This window comes from Exiguobacterium sp. FD-YE-25-4 (assembly GCF_057004685.1).
Genome location: NZ_JBXSGP010000002.1, coordinates 1 through 21254 on the forward strand (window position 1 = coordinate 1; position 21254 = coordinate 21254).

Sequence of the window (21254 nt, forward strand, 5' to 3'; positions counted from 1 at the left end):
ATGGCTAAAACAAATCAACATGAAAAGATTGCTGCAGATATCTTGACTGCGGTAGGTGGGAAGGACAATGTCAATCATGTATCGCATTGCATGACAAGACTACGTTTCAATTTGAAGGATGAAAGTGCACCAAATCCAGAAGAGATAAAAAACATACCTGGTGTGATCGGGGTCATGAACGCGGGCGGTCAATTCCAAATTATCATTGGTCAAACGGTAGACAAAGTCTATGCTAAAATCGTCCAATTCGGCGGGTTTGACCATCTCGTTAAAGACGAAAACAAACCGGAAAAACAGAAGTTAACTTTGAAACGAATTGGGGCCGGAATATTGGATGCACTGGCTGGTTCGCTCACACCGCTTATTCCTGTATTGTTAGCCGCTTCAATGTTCAAACTCCTAGTGGCATTACTTGGACCGAGCATGCTCAACGTGATGCAGGAAGGGGATGACTTGTTCACGTTACTTACTTTCGTTGGTGACGCAGCCTTTTACTTCTTCCCAATCGCCGTGGCGTATACGGCTGCCCGAAAGTTCGGTGCGACACCCGTACTGGCCATCTTCCTTGGTGGAATCTTGTTGCACCCTACATTAGTCGGGATGGCCACAGAGGGAACGAGTTTTTCTGTCTTTGGGATTCCGACAGTCGCACAAAACTATGCGTCGACAATTTTACCGAGTATTATGTCCGTCTGGGTGATGAGTTATGTCGAAAAGTTCTTCAATAAATATTTACCCAACACGTTAAAGACGATTTTTGCACCGAGTTTGACGATTATTGTGATGTTACCGATTGCTCTTTCGATACTTGGTCCAGCTGGTGCGTTTTTAGGCAACTATATTGCCAATGGGATTCTAGGACTATCGAATGTTGGAGGGTTCTTAGCGATTGCGATCATCGGTGCAATTTGGCAATTCTTGGTGATGAGCGGTATGCACGTCGTAATGATTTCCATGTTGATTCTTGTGTTCACCAATAATGGATCGGAAGCTTTAGTATCTCCAGGTGCAACGGCAGCAAGTTTTGCTGTAGCTGGTATGGCAATTGGGGCCGCTTTACGAATCCGTGATAAAGAGCAGAGAGGTCTCAGCTTCAGCTATGTCATTGCCAATCTTGTCGGGGGAGTCACTGAACCAAGCATGTATGGAGTGGGTATTCGATATAGAAGACCGTTATTGGGAATGGTTGCTGGTGGGTTTGCCGGAGGTCTTTACGCCGGACTGACAGGCGTAACGGCATATGCCATGATTCCGGTCGCGAACTTCCTGAATATCTTGAGCTACGTCGGGGGTCCGACGAGTAACTTGATCCATGCCGTCATTACCATCTTGATTTCAATAGTTGTATCTGCTGTCGTCACGTACTATTTTGGATTTGAAAAGGATAACCCAATCATCAAAAAAGAGGCGGCCAGTAAATCCGAGAAAGTGGCTTGATCACCATCTATGACAAAAGGAGAACCAGTTATGAAAAGACTTCTTATACGAGCTGATGATTTAGGATATTCTGAAGGCGTCAATTACGGAATCGCTAAAAGTGTGAGAGAAGGATTGGTTCAAAATGTGGGGATTATGACAAACATGCCTTCAATTGGTCACGGTTTAGATCTGCTCAAGGGCGTGGATGTCTGTTTCGGACAACATACAAACATATGTGTGGGTCATCCGATAACGGATCCTGAAAAGATTCCCAGTCTCGTTACAGAATCGGGTCATTTTAAACCTTCTTCAGAATTTCGCCAGGCTGCAGAAGATTTTGTAGCACTAGATGAAGTAATTTTGGAGATTGAGGCCCAGTATCAACGGTTCATCGAGCTGACCGGAAAAAAACCGAGTTATTTTGAAGGGCATGCTGTAAAAAGTGCCAATTTCTTTAAAGGACTCGAAATCGTGGCCGAGCGTCATGCGCTAAAATATTCGCCATTCTCAATGGGAGGGATTGTTCAAATCGGTGGTAAGGACGTCAGGTTGATTATGGAGTCCATGAACCCTGATTATGACCCGTTTGAATCATTAAAAGAAAATCTTGAACGAGGGCTCGAAGGGAATTACATCTTCATCACGCATCCTGGATACTTAGATGCATACATCCTCCGTCATTCTACACTCACTTTACCGCGTCCTTTGGAGGTCGAAATGCTCTGTGATCCAGAAGTGGAAAATTGGGTATCGCAATCCTCCATTCAACTTGTCACATATGATGACCTATAAGGGTCGACAAGGTCCTGATTGCTAAGGTAAAGTGTAGAAGTCTCACCTGTCTCTACTCGTAAATCAACCCCTGAATGATGGAAGCGTAATATCCTCATTCAGGGGTTTAATTGATTTTTAAACTAATATAGTAGTTCTCTTGATTCAAAGAAATATGGATTTACTTTTTTTAGGTTTTTTTGAGACTAAGTTAATTATTATTCGTCTTGGAAAAGTCGAGGAGTAACACTTGGTTTTGCGACGCAGATTTGGAACTACCTTAGAGCGTTAGTCGATTACTTCCTCGACATAGATGATGTCATCTTGTTGATTGTTCAGTGCGACAACTCGCCATCGGAAGTTCAAAACCTCTTTAATCATTTTTATTTATTTCTGAAAGACGTACCTTACCTCGGGTTATCTTTTTACTTATTAGTTATAAAGGGAAACATATGTTGATAAAAAGATGAGTTAAAAGACAGTATAGATAAACGAGAAGGGCGATATTTAGCCCTTCTCGTTTAATTTTAAATAAGCAGTTAGATAAATTCTTTAACCTTCGTATTTAAGACGATTTATTTTTATCTTTTCGATTTGAAAATTAATATCAAAAAGATAAAACACAATATTCTCCAGACTTCATCTGTTAGTGCATTTCTTCCATGTACTTCATTTTCATTTTGAGAGATTATATTATTCTTCGGAGGTAGTTTAGTCTTTGAGATTGAACTTGCCTTAAATTTTGCAGAACTACTTATTCCTTTATTACTGAAGTCGGTTTTTAGACTTTCAATACTTACGTCATGAAATTCGTATTGATATCCTTTTGTATTTCCTACAAGTTTAACCTCATGAAAATCATCTGTTAATGCCCTACTTGAAAAGCCCTCTTCTGTAAAAAAGTACCCTTGTATAATGTGCTGGGTAAAAATATGCTTTTCTATATACCTTGCTCCACTCTTAGAAACTTTAATGTTTTTTTTATTTTGAAACATATAAATTGTAGGAATAGATATTGCTTTTGTTTTGTCTATCATTAATATCCCATCTGTAAGCTTCTCAGGAAAATTAGGTTTTTTAAGGTGTTTTTTAATCATCACTTTCACTTTTTCTTTCCATTAGACTTATTAATAAGACGTGTTTCAGATCTTCAATTTGTTTCACTAAATCATTCATATCTTTGTTTATAACATGGAGCTGATTTTCTTTTTCATGAATATCAATTAAAAATTCCCTTTTTATAGGTTGATTATATTTTTTATTAATCACGTCCGAAGTTTTTGGAGCCAAATAATAAATGATTGTAGCCGTAAATGTTCTAGGATTTTCTTCATTATTAAAGTAGTTTATAGCTGTATCAAAAAAAAACTCAGTTTTTTCCCCTTTATCAAGCAGATACATGTTTTTAAACATATTTAAGTCATTAAGATTTCCAGAGCTATACGGGATTTCTTCATCAAATTCTACAGAGATATTATAAGCAGCTCCACCACCACTGTTTTTCATAACCACATAAAGCAAATTTGGGTCCTTTTCACTCGGCAAAATTTTCATACTAACTGCAGGAGTCTCAAGTAATTCTCTTTGGCGAGTAGTTTCAATGGCCATTTTTCTTGTTTCAAGAAAATAAAAAAATGTAATTACGACTAAAATGAGACTACTGATCGTTGACCCTACTTGCATTATCATCGGCCAGTTTTCATTCATATCGGTATAATCAAGTAAATAAATGATTGCAAGTATCCCTAATATTAAAATCGAAGATATTATAACTCGCTTCAAAAATATTTTATCGTTTGTCATATAATCACCCCTTGATACCAGTATAGATAAATTTCGATGTATATACCGGTTTCATAAACATCAAATTTTATAAAATTTGAAAAAAGAAACAAGTTGTATTGATGTATCATTAAGATGTCAGATAACATCAAGGACGTTAGTCCATCAATTGTTCCACGTGAATGATTGCCTCGAACGCTACATGGATAATTCCGTCCCGCTGATTGGCCAGTTCGACGGTCCGCTCCATGTAGTTTGTCCGGTGCACAAACCCCTTGAATCGTTTCAACTCCCGCTCTTCCACATATCTTACCTCGACCATGTCCCCACTGAAAATCGAGTCGTTCAGCACGTTCTCATAGACCGATAGGACCTGTTCGTCGACATCTGGCATCTCAATCTTTTGGATTTCCTTATAATACTTCGTCAATAACGCCTTGTGCTCGGGCATGAGAAATGGGATCCATTTCAGCTCACCCCGGTCGCGATACATCGTCATCAAAATCACTCCTTTTTATAAAACGAACATTTGTTCTTATTTTATACCCGATTTGTCCCGTTTGAACAGCCTTTTTCCTGTTTGATGATTCATGCGTCCTGTTTCCGTACTCTAGCTCGCTGGTCGTCGGTGCAAGGGTCGTCAAAAAAATGACGCGCCCTCCGGCCCGTCTTCCTTCGCTTTAGGCTCAAAGCGAGGCTTTTCGCTCATTGGCTACGGAAGCCTGGTTCTCCGTTTGCTCTACGCATTTTTTTGAGGCTCTCCCTGCGGTCGCCCTTGCACCGTCTCCCGACGCTCGCTTCGTTTCCGTCAACAGGACGCACAACGGTGTTCGTTCTGAGGTCAGCTTATCCGAAAGGGGACAAACCATCATGGAACTATCCGCCATCATCGAGGTCATCCGTATCAAGCAAGAGGTTCGCGAAGAAATGGTCGCCCTCGAGCACGCCATCATCCATTCTCCGGACAGTGCCCGACAAATCGGTTCATCGTTCATCGGGGACGACGACCGCGAGGTCTTCCTCGTCATCATGCTCAATACGAAGAATCGGGTCGTCGGCGTCCATCGGGCACACGTCGGGAGCGTCAACTCGAGCGTCGTCCACCCACGGGAAGTCTTCAAATGCGCCATCCTGAACAACGCCTCGTGCCTCATCGTCTGTCACCAACATCCGAGCGGGGACCCGACCCCGAGCCGGGAGGACATCCTCGTCTCTGAACGGTTACATGAAGCGGGGGACCTCATCGGCATCCCGGTGCTCGACCATCTCATCCTCGGGTCGGACGAGTCGTATGTCAGCATGAAACAGCGGGGCTACATGGGATAAAGAGAAAAGGGATGGAATGGGGCCGGGGGACCGGTCCCGGTCCGTCCGGTAAGGGCAAGGACGAAAAACATGCGTTTTTCTTTGACGAGCCGGGCGACTCGCGTTGCTCTCGCCTGGATCCATAGTGCGGGATCCGGTAAAAGGGGCGTTTTCGCATGACGAAAACGGAGTGGTTCGAGCGTGGATATAGGGTGAAGTTTTTATGCTGTCTCGTCATTTTTTTGATGAAATGGCATAAGTGAAAAGAGCGCTTGTTTATTGAAAATGACCATGTTTTCGAAACAAGCCCTAGGGCTTGTTTGAAACAACACCAGGGCTTACGTGAAATAAGCCGAGATGTTGCTTGCGTGGATGCGAGGTATCATTGGGCTATCAAATGGAGAGGATGATTCAGATGGATAATTTCCAACTAGACCAACAGACGATGGACGAGATGACGGAGGTGTTGCTTCGACGCCTTCCTGACCGACTTCAAGAAGATTTTGACGACTTAAAACTCGTGAGCATGGATCTTCTTTGTGATGTGAAGGAAGGGGAACGCTTGACCCACCTCACCGTCTTTTTCAACACGAACATGCTTCGGCGGAATCGTCGTACATAAGAATAAAAAGGACGTTTGTATACATGTAGATTTGTATACATGTATACGATTTCCGAGAGACTTTATTTCTGTTGGCCTATGAACAAGGACTGAACTGGCTCTGGACGGGGAATCATTCTATAGAGAACCGGAAGGGGTGAGGCGTGATGGACGAGGGGCTACTTGATGACTATGCGTTTGAAGGGTTGGATCCGTTCGTCCGGACGGTGTTCTCGGAACTGATGGAACATCCCGAATGGCTACGTGTCGTCGACAGGGCACATTGCGTCGAGAAGGTCGTCCGGTTCGATGATGGACGGAACTCGCCTTACTTCCGGGTGGTAATCTACTTAGATGCGGAAGAGCGTCCGATCAAGAAAGTGTATCTATATGGGACCTGGGTGGTGGCGGATGGAGACGTCAGCTTCGTCGTCTTAGAGCTATCCAAGGGTGTATTCGAATATGAGGTGATGCATGTCCATTGGCTCATCAAGTATCGATTCGAGGATTGGGGCGTGTCTGAAGACGGGGCATGGGAGACGGAATGGTGATCCGGGCTCATGCGTGAGCGTCTAACGCCAGTTGGCGAAGTCGCTCATCGCACCGCTGCCTCCCTGACGGCCCGATAACAAGAGCTGCTGGCTCAACGCCGCATCTCTATGTTCCTGGCCCTTTCTAACGGGAGGCACGGAGCGTAGGACAATGTCAAAAGCAAGAATGGGGCATATGGAAGTGTCCTTAATTTCTATACATAACTTTAGTCATTTATTGGGCAGTTCTTTGCGAAAAGAAAGAAGTTCTAATGGTTTTGATTCAGTCGCTTCGTTTGAAAACCCCATCTTTCTATAAAAACGAATTGCTTGTGAATTTGTGGGAGACACTCTGAGTTGTATTTCATTCACACTATGGCTTTGAAAGAATTGTTCAGCATATGAAAGTAAAGTAGGACCATATCCTAATCGACGAAATTCAGAGATTAAATAAACCAAATTTATAAACCCTATACGTCTATTTTCAATTACTTTGATCTGTAATTCGACTTGACCTATTTTATTTTTGTTATTTTCTAAAAAAACAAAACCATCTGGAAATTTTTTTATGCATTGATTTAGCCATTGTAAATAGGCATCGTCGTTAAATCCTTCAAATGTTCCAAAACTAGTAAAGAAAGCGTCCCTGCGAAACGCGAGTAAAGTCTCTTTATCATGAATAGGTGAAATTTTAGTGAAGTTTAGAGTCATAGTATTATTCCCCTCTAAAATGAAAGTTAATGGACAATTGAAGGTTTATCTTCTTCCTTGATAGAATATGTCTCTCTAGTTTTTATAGATATAAATAAAGGGATAAAAGAAAGTATTCCTACCAGCGCAAATGTTACTTTTGCTCCAACGAATTCAGTTATCATTCCCAAAAAAATAAACGATATAGGATATGCAAGAGTGTATAAGGTTCGCATGCTACCGCCCACACGACCTAATAAATTGTCTGGAACTATTTCTTGAATAAGTACGTTATAGGAAATAGCGATTGAGCGACTTCCGATAGCAGAGATCATTAGGGAAATTGGAATCATCCATACGACTGGAATGACTAGAAGAATGTTCCCTATGGCTGTGACAAGCAAATAAAACGGCAATTTTCTTCCTGGACTAGAGTTAAATCTTGAAGGGAATAAAGTAGCAGAAAATGAACCAACACCGCTGGCGATCAGTATCCAACTTATATATTGATCGGCTAAACTTAGATCTTCTTTTAAGTAATATATAACTACATTTATCAAGCCGCCTTCAACAAGTTTCAGAATTGAAACGATAAATAACAAGTTTAACAGCATTTTACTGTTGAAAATATAATTGAACCCAAACTTCATGTCCTTAATGACTTGCTCTTTAGACTTGAAGCCACCTAATGAATCATGAGGAATGCGTGACCAAATAGACATAAAAATAGGTACAATAAAAGTTAGAGCATTTATCAAAAATAATTCATCATAGTCTACATACAAAATCAAAACTCCAACTACCAGTGGTCCTAGTAGGTTAGTGAGAGTATATATGCTAGAAATTGAAGCACTTGCTTCTGCTTTTCTTTCAGGAAACATTTTTGGGATTATAGCAAATTGCGCGGTTCTTAAGAAAATCTGACCCACAGAAAGACAAAATCCAAGTATGTATATAATCCATAATTCGATTGAATTTGAAAACGATAAGATGTAGATACCCACGCAACATAAAGATTGAAAAATTAATGAGGCAAATATTACAGTTCTCCGACTGTATCGATCTACAACTGTTCCAATGAACATACTGAATAAAATTTGAGGTAAAACTTCAACTATAGCCATAAGACTCATATTCAAAATTGAACCGGTTAAGCTAAAAATATATAGAGGCATGACTATAAGATATATAGAATTCCCAAAATTGTTTACTATATTTCCTAATGCATAAGTAAAAAATCTAGGAACCAACCATAGACTGTTCTGCAAAATACCCCTCCTTAACTAATCATATAATTGAAAATACGCCCAAATAAAATGGGCGTATTTTCGTATGTATATGCTCCATATACACCAATTAAATATTAAGCAGGTACATATTCAAGCTCGGGATTTTTTGGGAATAGTGCTTGAGCTCTAATATGTTCTGAATACACTTCCATGTGATAGCAAATGTCAGGATATTTACCTGCAGGTGGCCACCAGTTACTATCTACAGATACAAACATTTCGTCATATACATCACGAGTGTAAGTATATAGATCTCTTACGTGATTCACCATTGGAGTATCAGAATGATCTAATGGTGTGTGATGGATATATTGATCATATACATCTTCACAGAATTGATGATAATCCTTAGTGAACAATACATGTGCATGCCAAAATGGATCTACTACAGCCGACACGGCATGACGGTTAGTAGGGTCTAACAGCGCAACAACATAATAACGTTTTAAGTTTTCAATTCCATCTAAAAGATACTGTTCAGTAATCGCACCGCCAAATTCTTCTCTAACTTTGCGCATAACATTGCTATAGTCGAAATTATCAATAATCTCGACTTTTTCTTGATGTAAAGCAGATAATGGTAATTTAATTTGGTTTATTAATGACATAAAATCATCCTCCTTTTTACTTATTATTACATCAAAGGGGATGTATGTAAAGTTAATTTTCAGAAAATTCACTTTTGATGTATTTATCTTTTGAAATTATCCACCTTTATGTGATTTTCTATTTTGAACACTTGAACTCAAATGAAAATAATTTTGTTACTTCCTGAGAGAAAATGCGCTATGTTGGACTACAAAGGGAGTGAACGATTCAAAGTCCAATACACAAAAATAAAAGTCGTAGAGGTGTATTTATTTTTACATCTTTGATTAGGTGAAGGCTGTAACATAATTAATACTACGCATGTAGGAAGCTAGTTATTTAATCGTTTTACGAAGTTAAGTGACCGGTTTATGATACTGATTTGTGTAATCTTAAGGTATTACTAAATCTTGTAAAGTATCTGAGGTGTAAAGAGGCTTATAGATAAATGAAGAAGTTGCTTTTATCGTTTTAGGGACGTCTATAGATGCATTTATTTATAAAATCATGTATGTCGGTTGACTCAACAGGTGTAAGTTCGAGCAAGGAGGGGTGCTAGATAGAATTTTAATGCTAATGTGGGTTCATTCACCGCTGCCCCCCCTGACGGCCCGATAACAAGAGCTGCTTTAAAACGCATCTCTATGTTCCTGGCCCTTTCTGACGGGAGGCACGGAGCTTAAAGGCGACGTTAAAATCAAGAGCGGAGCGTGTCTGGTGACACGCGAGGAACACCATTCGGCCGAATGGTGTTTTTATATAAAAATTAAGGTTCCGTATTCATATAGTCACTGTTTGATCCATTTCGCGCTTCGTCCCAGTCCTGATGGGGCGATGATCCCTTCATCACGTAATTCACGAAGGACACGGTTGATGGTCGCCTCACTGACGTCGGGACAGGCTTGTCGAATATCTGATTTGGTAAACGGAACAATTCTGCCTTCGACGAAGCGTCTGATTCGAATGGTCTTGTTCTGACTGCCTGACGTGACGATGCCGACACGTTCCTCGAGCTCCTTATAGGCCGCAAGGATCACGCTCAGCAGATAGTTGATCCATGGGAACGGGTCTTGGCGGTTCTCATGCCAGTGAATGGATGATAGCCGAAGGGACTCATAGTAGTCCTCTTTTCGTTCTTCGACAATCTTTTCAAGACTAATATAGCGGCCGACCTCGAAGCCATATTGATAGAGCATCAACAAGGTCACGAGACGGGCCATGCGGCCGTTCCCATCATTGAACGGATGGATGGATAAAAAGTCGAGCACGAACATGCCTGTCAGGATGAGCGGGTCGACATCCTCGTTTTGACGACGTTCTTTCAGAGTATCGCACAAGGCTTGGATAGCAGCGGGTGTCTCAAACGCTGGGACAGGTTCGAAGCGTGTACGACGTGTGCCGTCGGGGAAGGTCTCGCTAATTTCATTGTCGACATTTTTCCATCGCCCGCCCTCGACCGGCACAAACTTATAAAGCTCCTTATGAAGCTGGAGCAAGATGTTCGGGTTGAGCGGGATGTCCTGAGCCGACGCATGGATCAAGTTCAAGACATCCCGGTACCCGGCAATTTCAGCTTCCGAGCGGTCGGCCGGTTCCGACGTCTTCGACATGATGGTGTGTAGACGACTCTCGGTCACGACGATCCCCTCAATCGCATTGGAAGCCTTTGTCGATTGGATGACCGCCACGTCACGCAAGGTGTTCAGGATTTGAGGCGCCTGTTGTTTATAGAGGTCTTGTTTGCCTTTGTATTCGTTGATGCGACCGATCAATCGTACGGTCTCCATCGGTAAGGCTAGATTGGTCAGATACTGATAGTTATAACTGCGCATAGGAACCCCCTCATTAATCATTATAAAGAATTAAACATAGTCATTCCGTTCGGATATGACTATGTTTAAACCTAGTATAACCTATTTAAATTGTATTCAAATGAATTAAACATGTTCATTTCTATAACAGATGACTATGTTTAATGATTGATGACCTATATTTCAACCTTAGCTTTTGAAGGCTGATTCGCTTTAACATCCACACGAGATGTTGATAAAGAGAGTCGTTAGTCTTAATAATGAAAGACATTTCAAAGTCAGGTGCCACCACGTATAAAGATTGCAGGACGTAGCAGGACAAAAAACGCATCCCTCGATTTCACGAGGATGCGTTTGATTAATATGATTCTATTTGATTCGTCGCATGAGTATGATTACTCTCCGACCATGCCATCTCCGTCATTGTCCTGCATATAAGGGTACAGCCAATGGCTACTTCTGATCGGCATGCTGAATCCGGCATCTTTGGCTTCTTGAATCGTCACTTGTCCGTTGCCGTTCGCATCAACGCTAGAGACGTCTCCGCTCGGTTCTGCTGCCACTACGGGTTCACTTTCTGTCGCGGCAACCGTATTCTGCTCGGTCTCTACACTTGCGGCTGCAGCGGCAATTTGTTTTTTCGCTTCCGCTTGTGCGGCAGCGACTTCTTTCTCTGCCTGTTTCTCAACGTTCGCAATGGCTTTTTTAAGCTCGGCCTCGTGTTTTTTCTGCATCTTTGCTACTGCTTCTTTTACTTCTTGCGCCGTGACTTTATCGGCGTCCTCTAATTTCTTGGTTAAGGATGCGATCTCGGTCTTGTAGTCTTTGACCACCAGCTTCAAATCGTCATATTCTGTTTGAAGACTCGCAAGCTGCTGCTTCACTTCAGCGACTCCTTGCTCACACTGTTCAGCGCTGATCGCTGGTTCTTCTAGGCTGAAGGCCCATCCCCAGAACAATAGAAAGAAGACCGTTATCAGCACGCGTCTTGCTATCGTAAATTTTTGATGCCACCACATCAAGAAAAGCCCGACAGGGAATAAAAAGATTAACATTAGGACAATAAACCAAGTTGATTTATAAAATTTCATATCCATTCCTCCTCCATTAGCGAGTATATAATAATCGGATACTCTTTAAAGCATAATTTTACAAATTAAGACAATAGAAATTGGTGTTTTTTAAAATTTGTCCATTTAAAAATTTCAGGTGGAAGTTCGACATTATTCGACGGAAATAATGAGTAGAACACGTTACTAAAGATCTTATGTATAAACTGCTAAAGAAATTAAAACCACGTCTGCTTTCATTTTTTCGATGCACGCCCCCTCGATTCGTTATATACATAGTCACGTATAATTCAAGAGCTATTTAACAAATAGAGGATTATACTTACGGTATGTTGGATAATTTTTCAATTGTTAGTATCTTGAATTGTATATACACAAAAAAAGGAGAAGTGAGGATGAAAAAGTTTGATTTAAATATTGAACAAGTTCTGGAAAACTGGGAAGTGTATCATGCGCTTCGAGAAATCATCGCGAACGCTCTAGATGAACAGACAATCAGCCAGACTGAGGAGATTCAAATCAAGTTGGGTAGTGACGGGAAATGGCGAATTCGAGATTTCGGACGAGGTCTACAATACATACACTTCACACAGAATGAAAATCAGGAGAAGTTAAGCCATCCCAATCTAATCGGCCGATTCGGTGTAGGTCTCAAAGACGCCATGGCGACGTTCGATCGCCACGGTATCGGCGTCGAAATTTTATCGAAGCACGGAAGATTTACATTAGGGAAAAGCACCAAGCATGCTTTTGAAGATGTGATGACACTCCATGCTTACATCGAAGAACCGCTTGATCCTAACTTTGAAGGAACGGAGTTTATTCTGACAAACGTACCGAAAGATGAGGTGCAGAAGGCCAAACAACTGTTTCTCGTATTCAGTAATGAAGAAACACTCTCAGCCGTTCAATACGGTGAGATTTTAAAGCGAAGAGGCGAGACGTCAAATATTTACATAAATGGGGTGAAAGTAGCCGAAGAAGAGAACTTTTTGTTCTCATATAACATTACGTCGTTAACACAGAAGATGAAAAAAGAACTGAACCGGGAACGTACGAATGTCGGGAGAACTGCCTATTCGACGAGGGTGAAACAAATTCTTTTAGAGAATCAAGAACCGCATACGACCAAAATGCTTGTTGAGTCATTAAATCGATTTACTGCAGGTGAGATGCCCGTCGAATTGTCCTGGAAAGATGTAGCCATCCATTCGTGTAAGATTCTGAATGCGCGTGAAGACGTTATTTTCATGACCCCTTCGGAAGCCATGCACCATTCTTCGATTGTTGATGACGTGGGTGGATATGATTATCGCATCGTGACCATTCCTGATAATTTGAGCAGTGCTTTGGCCAATACAAAAGATATTACAGGGAATCCGATTCGAGATATACGTACCTTTGTGGAAGAGATGCGTGAGAATTTAACTTATGAAGTGATCCCATTAGAGATGCTAAGTGAAGAAGAGCGATCAATTTGGAACATGAAAGAACACATTTTAGGTCTCATCGGAAACGTGCCCCCTCATGTAACTGACATTAAATTAGTGGATAGCATTGATTTTGCATTTGATCGGAACGAGACACTTGGACTGTGGCAAAGCGATAGTGGGACGATTCTGATTGCAAGGTCTCAGTTAAGCTCGTTAGAGGCTTTTGCAGGTACACTTCTTCATGAAAGAGCCCATGCGAGCAGTGGGAGAACCGATGTAGATCGTGGGTTCGAATTTGAATTGACGGACTACATTGGAAAGCTGACGTCGATGCTACTGCAGCAACACACAGCAGAATACAATCAAGTCGAACTTAGCGTAACTAATAGAGATATCGAATACAAACCATCATCCCCAGGCTTCTTTAAACGGCTATTTGGAAGTGGAAAAGCTTAAGCAAAGCACATATTAAAGTTGCAATCAGAGCCCCTCAATGTATCTATTGAGGGGCTCTGATTTTTGAAAACTTTCAAAAGTTTAAAAGGGTTTGAACTTTAGTTTCCAGAATTCGAAGAAAAAAAAGAAATAATAAGTCAAAAACATTTCAAGGTTACAAATTAGTTATAAAAATGTGTTTAAACATGTAATTTACTATTTCCCTTTTTTTAATTTTTGTATAAAATTTACTTGTTGTGCAGAAATTGAACTTACATTAAAAGAAAAATATGGAGTTTATGTATGTATAAGTTAAGTAATAAAGTGCTTTCATGGCTTTTGGTCGTGACTTTAGTTTTGTCTTCTTTCCCGATGGGGGAAGGCGTCAAAGCTGAAGGGGATTCGAAAAAAGAGCCGGAATCAGCAACGACTTCAACAAATGAAAACGAGCAAGATAATAAAGAATTAGTTGCACCTGAGTCCGAACAAGAATATCTTCCTGTAGAAGATATTACAGGGGATCATATGATTGTATCGGAAGGAAATGAGCCGGGTACATATGAGCTCTCAGCCTATGATGACATAATCAAAATTAAAAATGCGGAAGGGGAATTAGTGCCAGTCGATTCAAATTTAGAACTGACGCAAGAAGGCTTCTCTCCAAAGGCTACGGCACTCCCGGTCAGTTTTGACCAGACTCTGCAATCAGAAACACCCTTTTTGAAAGTCGGTGATGAATCAACTACCGTTTCCTTCACTTTAAAAGGGTTAAAATATGAAGGTGGATTCTTACCTCCTAATGAGACGCAAGCTCTCGTTCGTGAAAATCAGATTTGGCATCGAAATGTTTTTCCAAATGTGGATTTACGACACGTTACATTAAACGATGAAGTAAAAGAAGATTTGATTTTTAATCAATCTTCAAAGTTACCATTAGAAATTGTTTATGAGTTCAGTACGCAACTCAAACCATCACTGAAGGACAACCAAGTCGTATTTTATGAGGGCGATGACATCGTCATGACAATGCCGGTTCCTGAAATGCAGGATAGTGCGGTCGATGAGAAATCGGGCCTCCCTTCTCGTTCCCTCGATATCAACTATGAGTTAAATGAGATCTCGGCATCTGAATATGAATTAAAAGTCGTTCCAAACCAGGAATGGTTGCAAGATCCGAGTCGCGTCTATCCAATCTATGTAGACCCGACGCTTGCTCGTAACGCTACGTTGGATACTTTTGTGTCGAGTAAAAATCCAACTACAAACATGAACAAGTTTTGGAGCTCGTCTCGTGGTGAGTATGTGCTATGGATTGGTTATTATGACACGACTACAGGGACAAACTATGGACTTATCAAGTTCCCTGCTCTTACAGATTTAAGAGGCGCCACAGTCAGTTCTGCAGAAGTGAATTCGTATGTCACTTGGAGTTATTATGGCACGCAACAAAATGGATTATGGCTGGATCGCGTTAACGCGAGCTGGTCTGAGACAGGTGTCACTTGGAACACACGCCCGTCGTCTACGAATCTCGGTTCAACGAACGTCGCACGGGATCAGTGGGCAAACTTTGACGTGACTTCTTTCGTTTCTCAGGTAGCTGCCGGAAGCCGAACAGATTATGGATTCAAATTCCATACGAACGGCAATGGTACGACACATTGGAAACAAATCACGGCCTCAGAAACTGGTACGAACCGGACTCGATTGAACGTCACGTACAGTTATCCGAAAATGGCGTCAATCTCGACAGAAGGATTTTTGACAACACCGACTTCATCAACGGGTTATGTCAACGTATCGTGGCCAGCGATGACGGGAGCTACAGGCTATCGTCTCCAAATGTTTGACGGTAAAGGGTGGCAGACGATTTATACGGGTGCCTCACGAGCCTATACAACAAAAGATAAAGGGATTTTCCCGAAGACTAGTCAGTATGGAACGAAAGAATCGTCAACGGGGGGGATCAAGTTCCGAAACGGGGATGGTCAGGATCTTTTAGTTGATCCATCAAGTTTCTTTAATACAAGTAGTGGTACTACCACTAACACGTTATCTTATCAATTCCGAGTTATCGCGGACTATAAACTCGGCAGCGGGTCGGCTTCTTCAGTAGCGAAACGTTCTCTTCAGGAATTGATCCCAGATGTACCGACAGGTCTTGCACTAACAATGGGGGATACAACTGCCGACGACAAGGCTCAATTCGTTTTGGAATGGGATGAGTCAGAACATGCAACAAGCTATGACGTTTATGCTTTTAACGGATTCGCTTATGAGTTAATTGATAACGTGAAGGAGACGAGTTGGAGTCCAAACGGTAAACGCTTGTTCCCGACATCACAACAGATCAATGCCATGCCGATCAACACGCGGACAGCTTTCAGAAAAGGTGATGGACAAGATTTCCCTGGAGATCCACGTCCGCTGTATCAAAAGAACAATCCGGATCGAACGACTTATCACAACGTATTGCATTACTATTTCCGTGTATATGCGAAATCAAGTAAAGGTCAAAGTGCAGGTTCTACGGTACGCACAATGAATGTACCAGCACCTCGTGTCACTTCAGAGGCAGTAGGGTATTCCGATAACCGACAAAACAACACGGGATTCCTATTTGCTAACTGGCAGCCTGTTCCTGGTGCTGCCGGATATAATGTGTATCTATACAATGGAAAAGAATATGATTTAGTAGAGACGTTGCCGAGCGATGCGACATCATGGCATTCTCGAAACAAAAAACTTTGGCCATTGGAAAATCAGTCGTACAAGTTAAACATTGATGGTGTAGTTGGAAATGGAGGAGAGTTACCAGTTGATCCGAGTCCAAACTATCGACTATCTGGTGGAAAGTACGGAGATAAAACAAATTATTGGATTCGTGTCACCGCACACCGACGTGCCTTAGAAGAAAATGTATTACTTGCATCTAACTTTGTTTCAGAAGGAAATTTACTTCGTACGCTTCCGACAACGCCAAACATTGTTGCGGTTGATGAACCGGATTTAGGTACAGAAGAATTTTATCCAATGCTGGATACGTCCCTTGGTGCGTTCAATGTGTTAAAGGGTAACCAGTTCCTTGAAGAAGCCGATGATGTACTACCGGGGAGAGGACCATCAGTTTCAGCGGACCGGTATTTTAATTCTCAAGCCGTGCGACTTGGTATGTTTGGGCTTGGGTGGCACAGTGGTTTAGAGCGTCGCCTTGAAATTCCTCAAGAGACTAATCCGAGAGTCGTTCGTTATGTAGATGCTGACGGTAGTGGCCATCTCTTCCTTCGTACTTTAGTTAAAGAAGGAGATCAGATGGTTGAGAAATTGTTGCCGCCTACCGGAGTAGACTATGAATTCTTGATTGATAATGTCAAAAAAGAATACGTGATTCAGTCTAGTGATGGGGAACGAGAGATTTATAACGAAGCTGGTCAACTCATCGCTATGGAATATGATGCGAAAGAGGCAGGTAAGAAAAACAAAGTACGTTTCGAATATGAAGAAGTGAATGGAACGAATCGCCTGAAAGCCGTCTATGCAGCAAGTGATGACGGTACTACATCACCCAATCGTTTAGTGTTCACATACAATGACAAAGGCTGGGTAAGCGAGATGACCGCCTCAGCTTCTTCAGATGAGAAACTAGAATCACGGACATATCGCTATTCGTATGATGCTTGGGATCGACTTGTAAAAGTAGAGAGTTTCAAAGGTGAATCCTCAATCGAAGTCTACGAGTATGAATACGCGGAAAGCGTCTCTACAGTCGAAGAAACGGGAGAAGTAGCAGTCCGACCTGACTTCCCTTCTGTCATCAATCGATTGGTATTGCCAGGCCATGCTACAGGTAGTCCAAACGAAATTCTTGGAGATTTTGATGGGCTCATCCCATCCTTTGTGACCGAGATTGACGGAACACGGACAGCCTATAAAAATATCTCGGCAGAAGGATCAGACGACAAGGTTTATCAAGTGACGACTGTAGATAACGAAGAGAATGGCGTTGAAAAATCTCTAGTCTATACATTCAGCAAATACGGTCACTTGACAAAAGAGACATCAGCTAATAAGACAACAAGTTATACATGGGAAGACCATCGAATCACCAAGGTCACAAACCCTGATGGTTCAGTCGAATCAACTGATTATGATGACCGTGAAACGGCAGATGTCGACAAGACAACAGAGCTAGATGGAAATGTTCTAGTCGAGAAAGATGCGACTTCTATCACAACGTATGAATATGCCGAAAACGGAGACGATGTCCTCCGTATTGAAGATGAATTCGGTTTGGCAGAAGAAGTGGCGTTGAATGAAGACCGTGAAGAGATAATCAATCATGAGGAGCCCGAAGAACGAATTGGATTCACCGAGTATGATTCTCGTGGGAATGTTATTCGCGAGGGTGTTGGATTAACGCCTGGTGTAAATCTATATACGAATGGTGGATTTGAGACTTCAGAAACAGTCACACCTGGTACACTTGTGACGGGTGGAAGGAATGGAAAAGCTCTGCAGCTTAATAGTGCGACCTTCTCACGTGAAGTGAACGTTGTAGCGGGCCATCCTTACAACCTGGGTATTGACATGAAAACGACAGGAACAGCTAAGGGGAGCGTCACGCTAACGCTACTAAACAGCTCGAATGTATCGGTAGGTTCATATGTGATTCGTCCGATGGGTAACCTTAACGAATGGACAAGACGCTTCGTAGAGTTCACGGCACCCGATGGAGCTGTGAAAGTCCGAGTTAATATTACTTCAGAAAGTGGATCAACTTTGTTCGATGAGGTTCAGTTGGACACGGCGAAACAAGGTCATGCCGTTTCAGCCTCTGCATTTAACCATATCGAGCAGGGTGGTTTTGATGGGACAAACAAATGGCAGTTAGTAAAAGCGACAGCAAGCCAGACAGGTTACATGGGCAATAGCGGTTTGGATTTACAAGCAGGAGGGTCAGCTAAGCAGACAATTCTTGTAAACCAGACGATTGCAAAACCGTTCTATGTCAGTGTGTTGGCACAAAAAGCATCTAAAACGGATTCACTGAATGTTGTTGGCACGTACGAGGACGGCACAACCGTCCAAAAAACGGCTTCATTTAACGCATTGAACTATACCGATGGTGAGAATGCTTCAACGTGGCAACGTCAGACAATTCAATTGACGTCAGAATCCAATAAAAAACTTGTAAAAGTGGATGTCATCTTACAAAATGGATCAACCACGAATATCATCGTGGATGCAGTACGTGCGTCTGTCGGAAGAGTCGTTTCCGAAATCACTTATGATAAGCAGGGAAACCACGTTTTAAAAGATGCTGGTCTAAGTAAGTTACCAGTTACTAATTCTGTTGATGCATTTGGTAACGTATTGACTGTCGAACAGGGAAATCGTACACGTCAGAACAAGTACGATTTGTTAGGGAGATTAATCGAGACTAAAGCGGAAAACGGAACAATTATTGCGTATGACTACAATAAAAAGGGAGAAGTCACTCAAAAGGCGTTTGGGAAAGTAGTAGAAGAAGTAGACAAGGAATTAATTGTAAAAGATCCAGGAACGATAACAAAATATGCATACTCAAATGGTCGCATTACGTCAGTGATACGTCCAAATGGCCAACAGTATCAGTATTCATATGAAGCTCACACAGGAAACTTAACTGAAACGACTCTCCCTTCTGGAAAGCGTTTGGTTAATGTATATGATGATGAAGGTAAAATTACCGAACTCAAAGAAGCAACTACAACACGTTTTAAGTACGGGTATGACACATCTTCTGGCGAAATCACTTCAATTCAGATGGGGAACGACACATCTAAACAGAAAAAATATGCATATGATGCTAGTGGTGCAGGGATTGGGCGTCTATTGAACCTGACAGATTACCATGGAGTGCTCCAAACATGGGGATACGAAGATGTGAACGGTGTCGGAACTGAACTTCCGCTCTCAATCACGTTAGCGGGTACGAAGCGCGACTTTAAATATGATGTTGCCAAACGAAACCATGGGGTAACTGTCGATAGTCAACATTGGGCTTTCCGCCATAATGAGGATGGCAAAACGACGCAGATCACTATGCCTGGACAAGGCGGGGAGTCGCTTGTCGAGTTCGATGAAACTGGTGCCGTATCAGCATGGTCCGCCTCTGCTGGTGACAAACAGATTGCATTTGAGCGTTATAGTTACGACCAATATGGAAACCTATCAGGTTTAAAGAAAGATGGACAAACTGCGAGTTATTCATATGATGCAATGGATCAATTGATCGAAGAGAAGACACTAGATGGTCAGACGATCAATTACACATACGACAAGCGCGGAAATCGCACGCACATCAACAACCAAGTTGTAGCTGAGTTCGATAACTCCAACCGAATGACCAAGTTTAAGGGGCAAGACATTACGTATGATGCAGACGGGAACCGTATCAATGACGGACGTCTGAAATATTCATGGGACGGTCTAGGGAAACTGACTTCGATTGAAGAAACCAGCGGGACAAAGAAATGGCAATTTGTTTATGACGAACAAGGGCGTCGTATCCAGAAGACAGGGCCGAGTGGCACGATTCGCTTCCATTACGACGGAGATTCGAATCGACTGATGGCCGAGACAGATACGGCCGGCAAACTAATCCGAGAGTACGTCTATAATGCAGACCATATCCTTGTCGGACTAAAAACAAATGGGACATGGTACAATTATCAACGGAACTATCGTGGGGATATTGTAGCGATCACGGACACTTCAGGTAACGTTGCTGCCGAGTACACCTATGACACATGGGGCAAACCACTCACAACGAATGTCATCGATTCGAAGCTGACAGGTCAACCGATTCGTTATGCGTCATACTATTATGACGAAGACTTGGCGCTTTACTATTTGATGGCCCGTTACTACCATCCAGAACAGGCTGTTTTCCTCTCTGTCGACCCAGAACTCGATGCGGACGAGACAGTATCGATGGCTAATGGTTACTCATATGCGGATAATAATCCGGTCTTAAAAGTCGATCCAGATGGAACATGGGCTTGGGCAGCAATTGGAGCTGGCTATGGAGCATATTCAGGTTATAAAACTGCTAAAAAACGTAATTATGGTGGATGGAAAACTGTTGGGTATGTTGCAGGGGCAGCAGCATTAGGTGCTATTGGTTGGGGGAAAAGAAAAGCAATTTACAATGGTGCGAGAACAGTTGCAAAATACGCAAGAAATACTGAGTTTCTTATCCGTGGTCGCGGTAAACTTAAAAATTATAGAGGAGAATTATTAGTTGGAGTTAGAAACCGATTAATCAATCGACATCCAATACGGATCGACTATAACTATCTTCGTTGGGGTGACGGAAAAAATAAATATACGAGCACTCGTAAAGTATTGCATTTTCATAGAGGTAAAAAAACATCAGAAAGAGATACACATTATCCTTTACACCCTTATAAATATAAACACAACAGAAAAGGAACAACAGGATGGAGTTGGAGAAAAAGATAGTTAAATTGAAATGAGTTTAAAAAT

14 protein-coding genes and 1 pseudogene are annotated in these 21254 nt (G+C 41.9%); 7 read left to right on the top strand and 8 right to left on the bottom strand.

Annotated features, from left to right (window positions below; genetic code table 11):
- Entirely contained in the window at positions 1-1437 is a 1437-nt protein-coding gene (locus tag AC13H5_RS15220) for a PTS transporter subunit EIIC (RefSeq protein WP_483546612.1), read from the top strand.
- Positions 1438-1467: 30 nt separating this feature from the next.
- The gene (locus tag AC13H5_RS15225) at positions 1468-2211 is read left to right on the top strand and encodes a ChbG/HpnK family deacetylase (RefSeq protein WP_483546613.1); all 744 of its coding nucleotides are present in this window, start codon (positions 1468-1470) and stop codon (positions 2209-2211) included.
- Positions 2212-2771: 560 nt separating this feature from the next.
- Here AC13H5_RS15225 and AC13H5_RS15230 read toward each other — a convergent pair.
- The 3 genes from AC13H5_RS15230 to AC13H5_RS15240 all read right to left on the bottom strand — a co-directional run bounded on the left by AC13H5_RS15230 (position 2772) and on the right by AC13H5_RS15240 (position 4471).
- Complete coding sequence (locus tag AC13H5_RS15230) at positions 2772-3287, bottom strand: hypothetical protein (protein ID WP_483546614.1); 516 nt, start codon at positions 3285-3287, stop codon at positions 2772-2774.
- Positions 3280-3993, bottom strand: a complete 714-nt coding sequence (locus tag AC13H5_RS15235; RefSeq protein WP_483546615.1) for a hypothetical protein — start codon at positions 3991-3993, stop codon at positions 3280-3282. Before AC13H5_RS15235 ends, AC13H5_RS15230 begins: the two co-directional genes overlap by 8 nt.
- 136 nt (positions 3994-4129) lie before the next feature.
- The gene (locus AC13H5_RS15240) at positions 4130-4471 is read right to left on the bottom strand and encodes a YolD-like family protein (protein WP_483546616.1); all 342 of its coding nucleotides are present in this window, start codon (positions 4469-4471) and stop codon (positions 4130-4132) included.
- A gap of 371 nt (positions 4472-4842) precedes the next feature.
- Between AC13H5_RS15240 and AC13H5_RS15245 the strand changes: the two genes are divergently transcribed.
- From AC13H5_RS15245 to AC13H5_RS15255, 3 genes are all read left to right on the top strand, one after another.
- Positions 4843-5298, top strand: coding sequence for a JAB domain-containing protein (locus AC13H5_RS15245; RefSeq protein WP_483546617.1), 456 nt, complete (start codon positions 4843-4845; stop codon positions 5296-5298).
- Between the two features lie 394 nt (positions 5299-5692).
- Positions 5693-5899 (top strand): hypothetical protein, encoded by a 207-nt coding sequence (locus AC13H5_RS15250; RefSeq protein ID WP_031424757.1) that lies wholly within the window; start codon positions 5693-5695, stop codon positions 5897-5899.
- A 146-nt stretch (positions 5900-6045) separates the two neighbouring features.
- Positions 6046-6429: a hypothetical protein gene (locus AC13H5_RS15255; RefSeq protein WP_483546618.1), complete on the top strand. Its 384-nt coding sequence runs from the start codon at positions 6046-6048 to the stop codon at positions 6427-6429.
- A 210-nt stretch (positions 6430-6639) separates the two neighbouring features.
- Here AC13H5_RS15255 and AC13H5_RS15260 read toward each other — a convergent pair whose 3' ends face one another.
- The 5 genes and pseudogenes from AC13H5_RS15260 to AC13H5_RS15280 all read right to left on the bottom strand — a co-directional run.
- Positions 6640-7119: a GNAT family N-acetyltransferase gene (locus AC13H5_RS15260; RefSeq protein WP_483546619.1), complete on the bottom strand. Its 480-nt coding sequence runs from the start codon at positions 7117-7119 to the stop codon at positions 6640-6642.
- A gap of 26 nt (positions 7120-7145) precedes the next feature.
- A complete protein-coding gene (locus AC13H5_RS15265) occupies positions 7146-8366 on the bottom strand; it encodes an MFS transporter (RefSeq protein WP_483546620.1) in 1221 nt (406 codons plus the stop codon).
- Positions 8367-8461: 95 nt separating this feature from the next.
- Entirely contained in the window at positions 8462-8995 is a 534-nt protein-coding gene (locus tag AC13H5_RS15270) for a glycine-rich domain-containing protein (RefSeq protein ID WP_483546621.1), read from the bottom strand.
- Between the two features lie 768 nt (positions 8996-9763).
- Positions 9764-10807, bottom strand: a complete 1044-nt coding sequence (locus tag AC13H5_RS15275) for a Fic family protein (protein WP_483546622.1) — start codon at positions 10805-10807, stop codon at positions 9764-9766.
- A gap of 374 nt (positions 10808-11181) precedes the next feature.
- Positions 11182-11334, bottom strand: a pseudogene (locus AC13H5_RS15280) (DNA/RNA non-specific endonuclease); the annotation flags it as partial.
- Between the two features lie 917 nt (positions 11335-12251).
- On the opposite strand from AC13H5_RS15280, the gene AC13H5_RS15285 reads away from it, so the two are divergent.
- Both AC13H5_RS15285 and AC13H5_RS15290 read left to right on the top strand, forming a co-directional pair.
- The gene (locus AC13H5_RS15285) at positions 12252-13745 is read left to right on the top strand and encodes an ATP-binding protein (protein ID WP_483546623.1); all 1494 of its coding nucleotides are present in this window, start codon (positions 12252-12254) and stop codon (positions 13743-13745) included.
- 282 nt (positions 13746-14027) lie between these two features.
- Positions 14028-21230 (top strand): DNRLRE domain-containing protein, encoded by a 7203-nt coding sequence (locus tag AC13H5_RS15290; protein ID WP_483546624.1) that lies wholly within the window; start codon positions 14028-14030, stop codon positions 21228-21230.
- The last annotated feature ends 24 nt before the right edge of the window (positions 21231-21254 follow it).

Excerpts from the sequence above, each read along its gene's own strand:
- AC13H5_RS15245 (WP_483546617.1), top strand. The coding sequence starts at position 4,843 with ATGGAACTATCCGCCATCATCGAGGTCATCCGTATCAAGCAAGAGGTT.
- AC13H5_RS15225 (WP_483546613.1), top strand. The coding sequence starts at position 1,468 with ATGAAAAGACTTCTTATACGAGCTGATGATTTAGGATATTCTGAAGGC.
- AC13H5_RS15260 (WP_483546619.1), bottom strand. The coding sequence starts at position 7,119 with ATGACTCTAAACTTCACTAAAATTTCACCTATTCATGATAAAGAGACT.
- AC13H5_RS15290 (WP_483546624.1), top strand. The coding sequence starts at position 14,028 with ATGTATAAGTTAAGTAATAAAGTGCTTTCATGGCTTTTGGTCGTGACT.
- AC13H5_RS15255 (WP_483546618.1), top strand. The coding sequence starts at position 6,046 with ATGGACGAGGGGCTACTTGATGACTATGCGTTTGAAGGGTTGGATCCG.
- AC13H5_RS15275 (WP_483546622.1), bottom strand. The coding sequence starts at position 10,807 with ATGCGCAGTTATAACTATCAGTATCTGACCAATCTAGCCTTACCGATG.
- AC13H5_RS15235 (WP_483546615.1), bottom strand. The coding sequence starts at position 3,993 with ATGACAAACGATAAAATATTTTTGAAGCGAGTTATAATATCTTCGATT.
- AC13H5_RS15230 (WP_483546614.1), bottom strand. The coding sequence starts at position 3,287 with ATGATTAAAAAACACCTTAAAAAACCTAATTTTCCTGAGAAGCTTACA.
- AC13H5_RS15285 (WP_483546623.1), top strand. The coding sequence starts at position 12,252 with ATGAAAAAGTTTGATTTAAATATTGAACAAGTTCTGGAAAACTGGGAA.
- AC13H5_RS15250 (WP_031424757.1), top strand. The coding sequence starts at position 5,693 with ATGGATAATTTCCAACTAGACCAACAGACGATGGACGAGATGACGGAG.
- AC13H5_RS15270 (WP_483546621.1), bottom strand. The coding sequence starts at position 8,995 with ATGTCATTAATAAACCAAATTAAATTACCATTATCTGCTTTACATCAA.
- AC13H5_RS15220 (WP_483546612.1), top strand. The coding sequence starts at position 1 with ATGGCTAAAACAAATCAACATGAAAAGATTGCTGCAGATATCTTGACT.
- AC13H5_RS15240 (WP_483546616.1), bottom strand. The coding sequence starts at position 4,471 with ATGACGATGTATCGCGACCGGGGTGAGCTGAAATGGATCCCATTTCTC.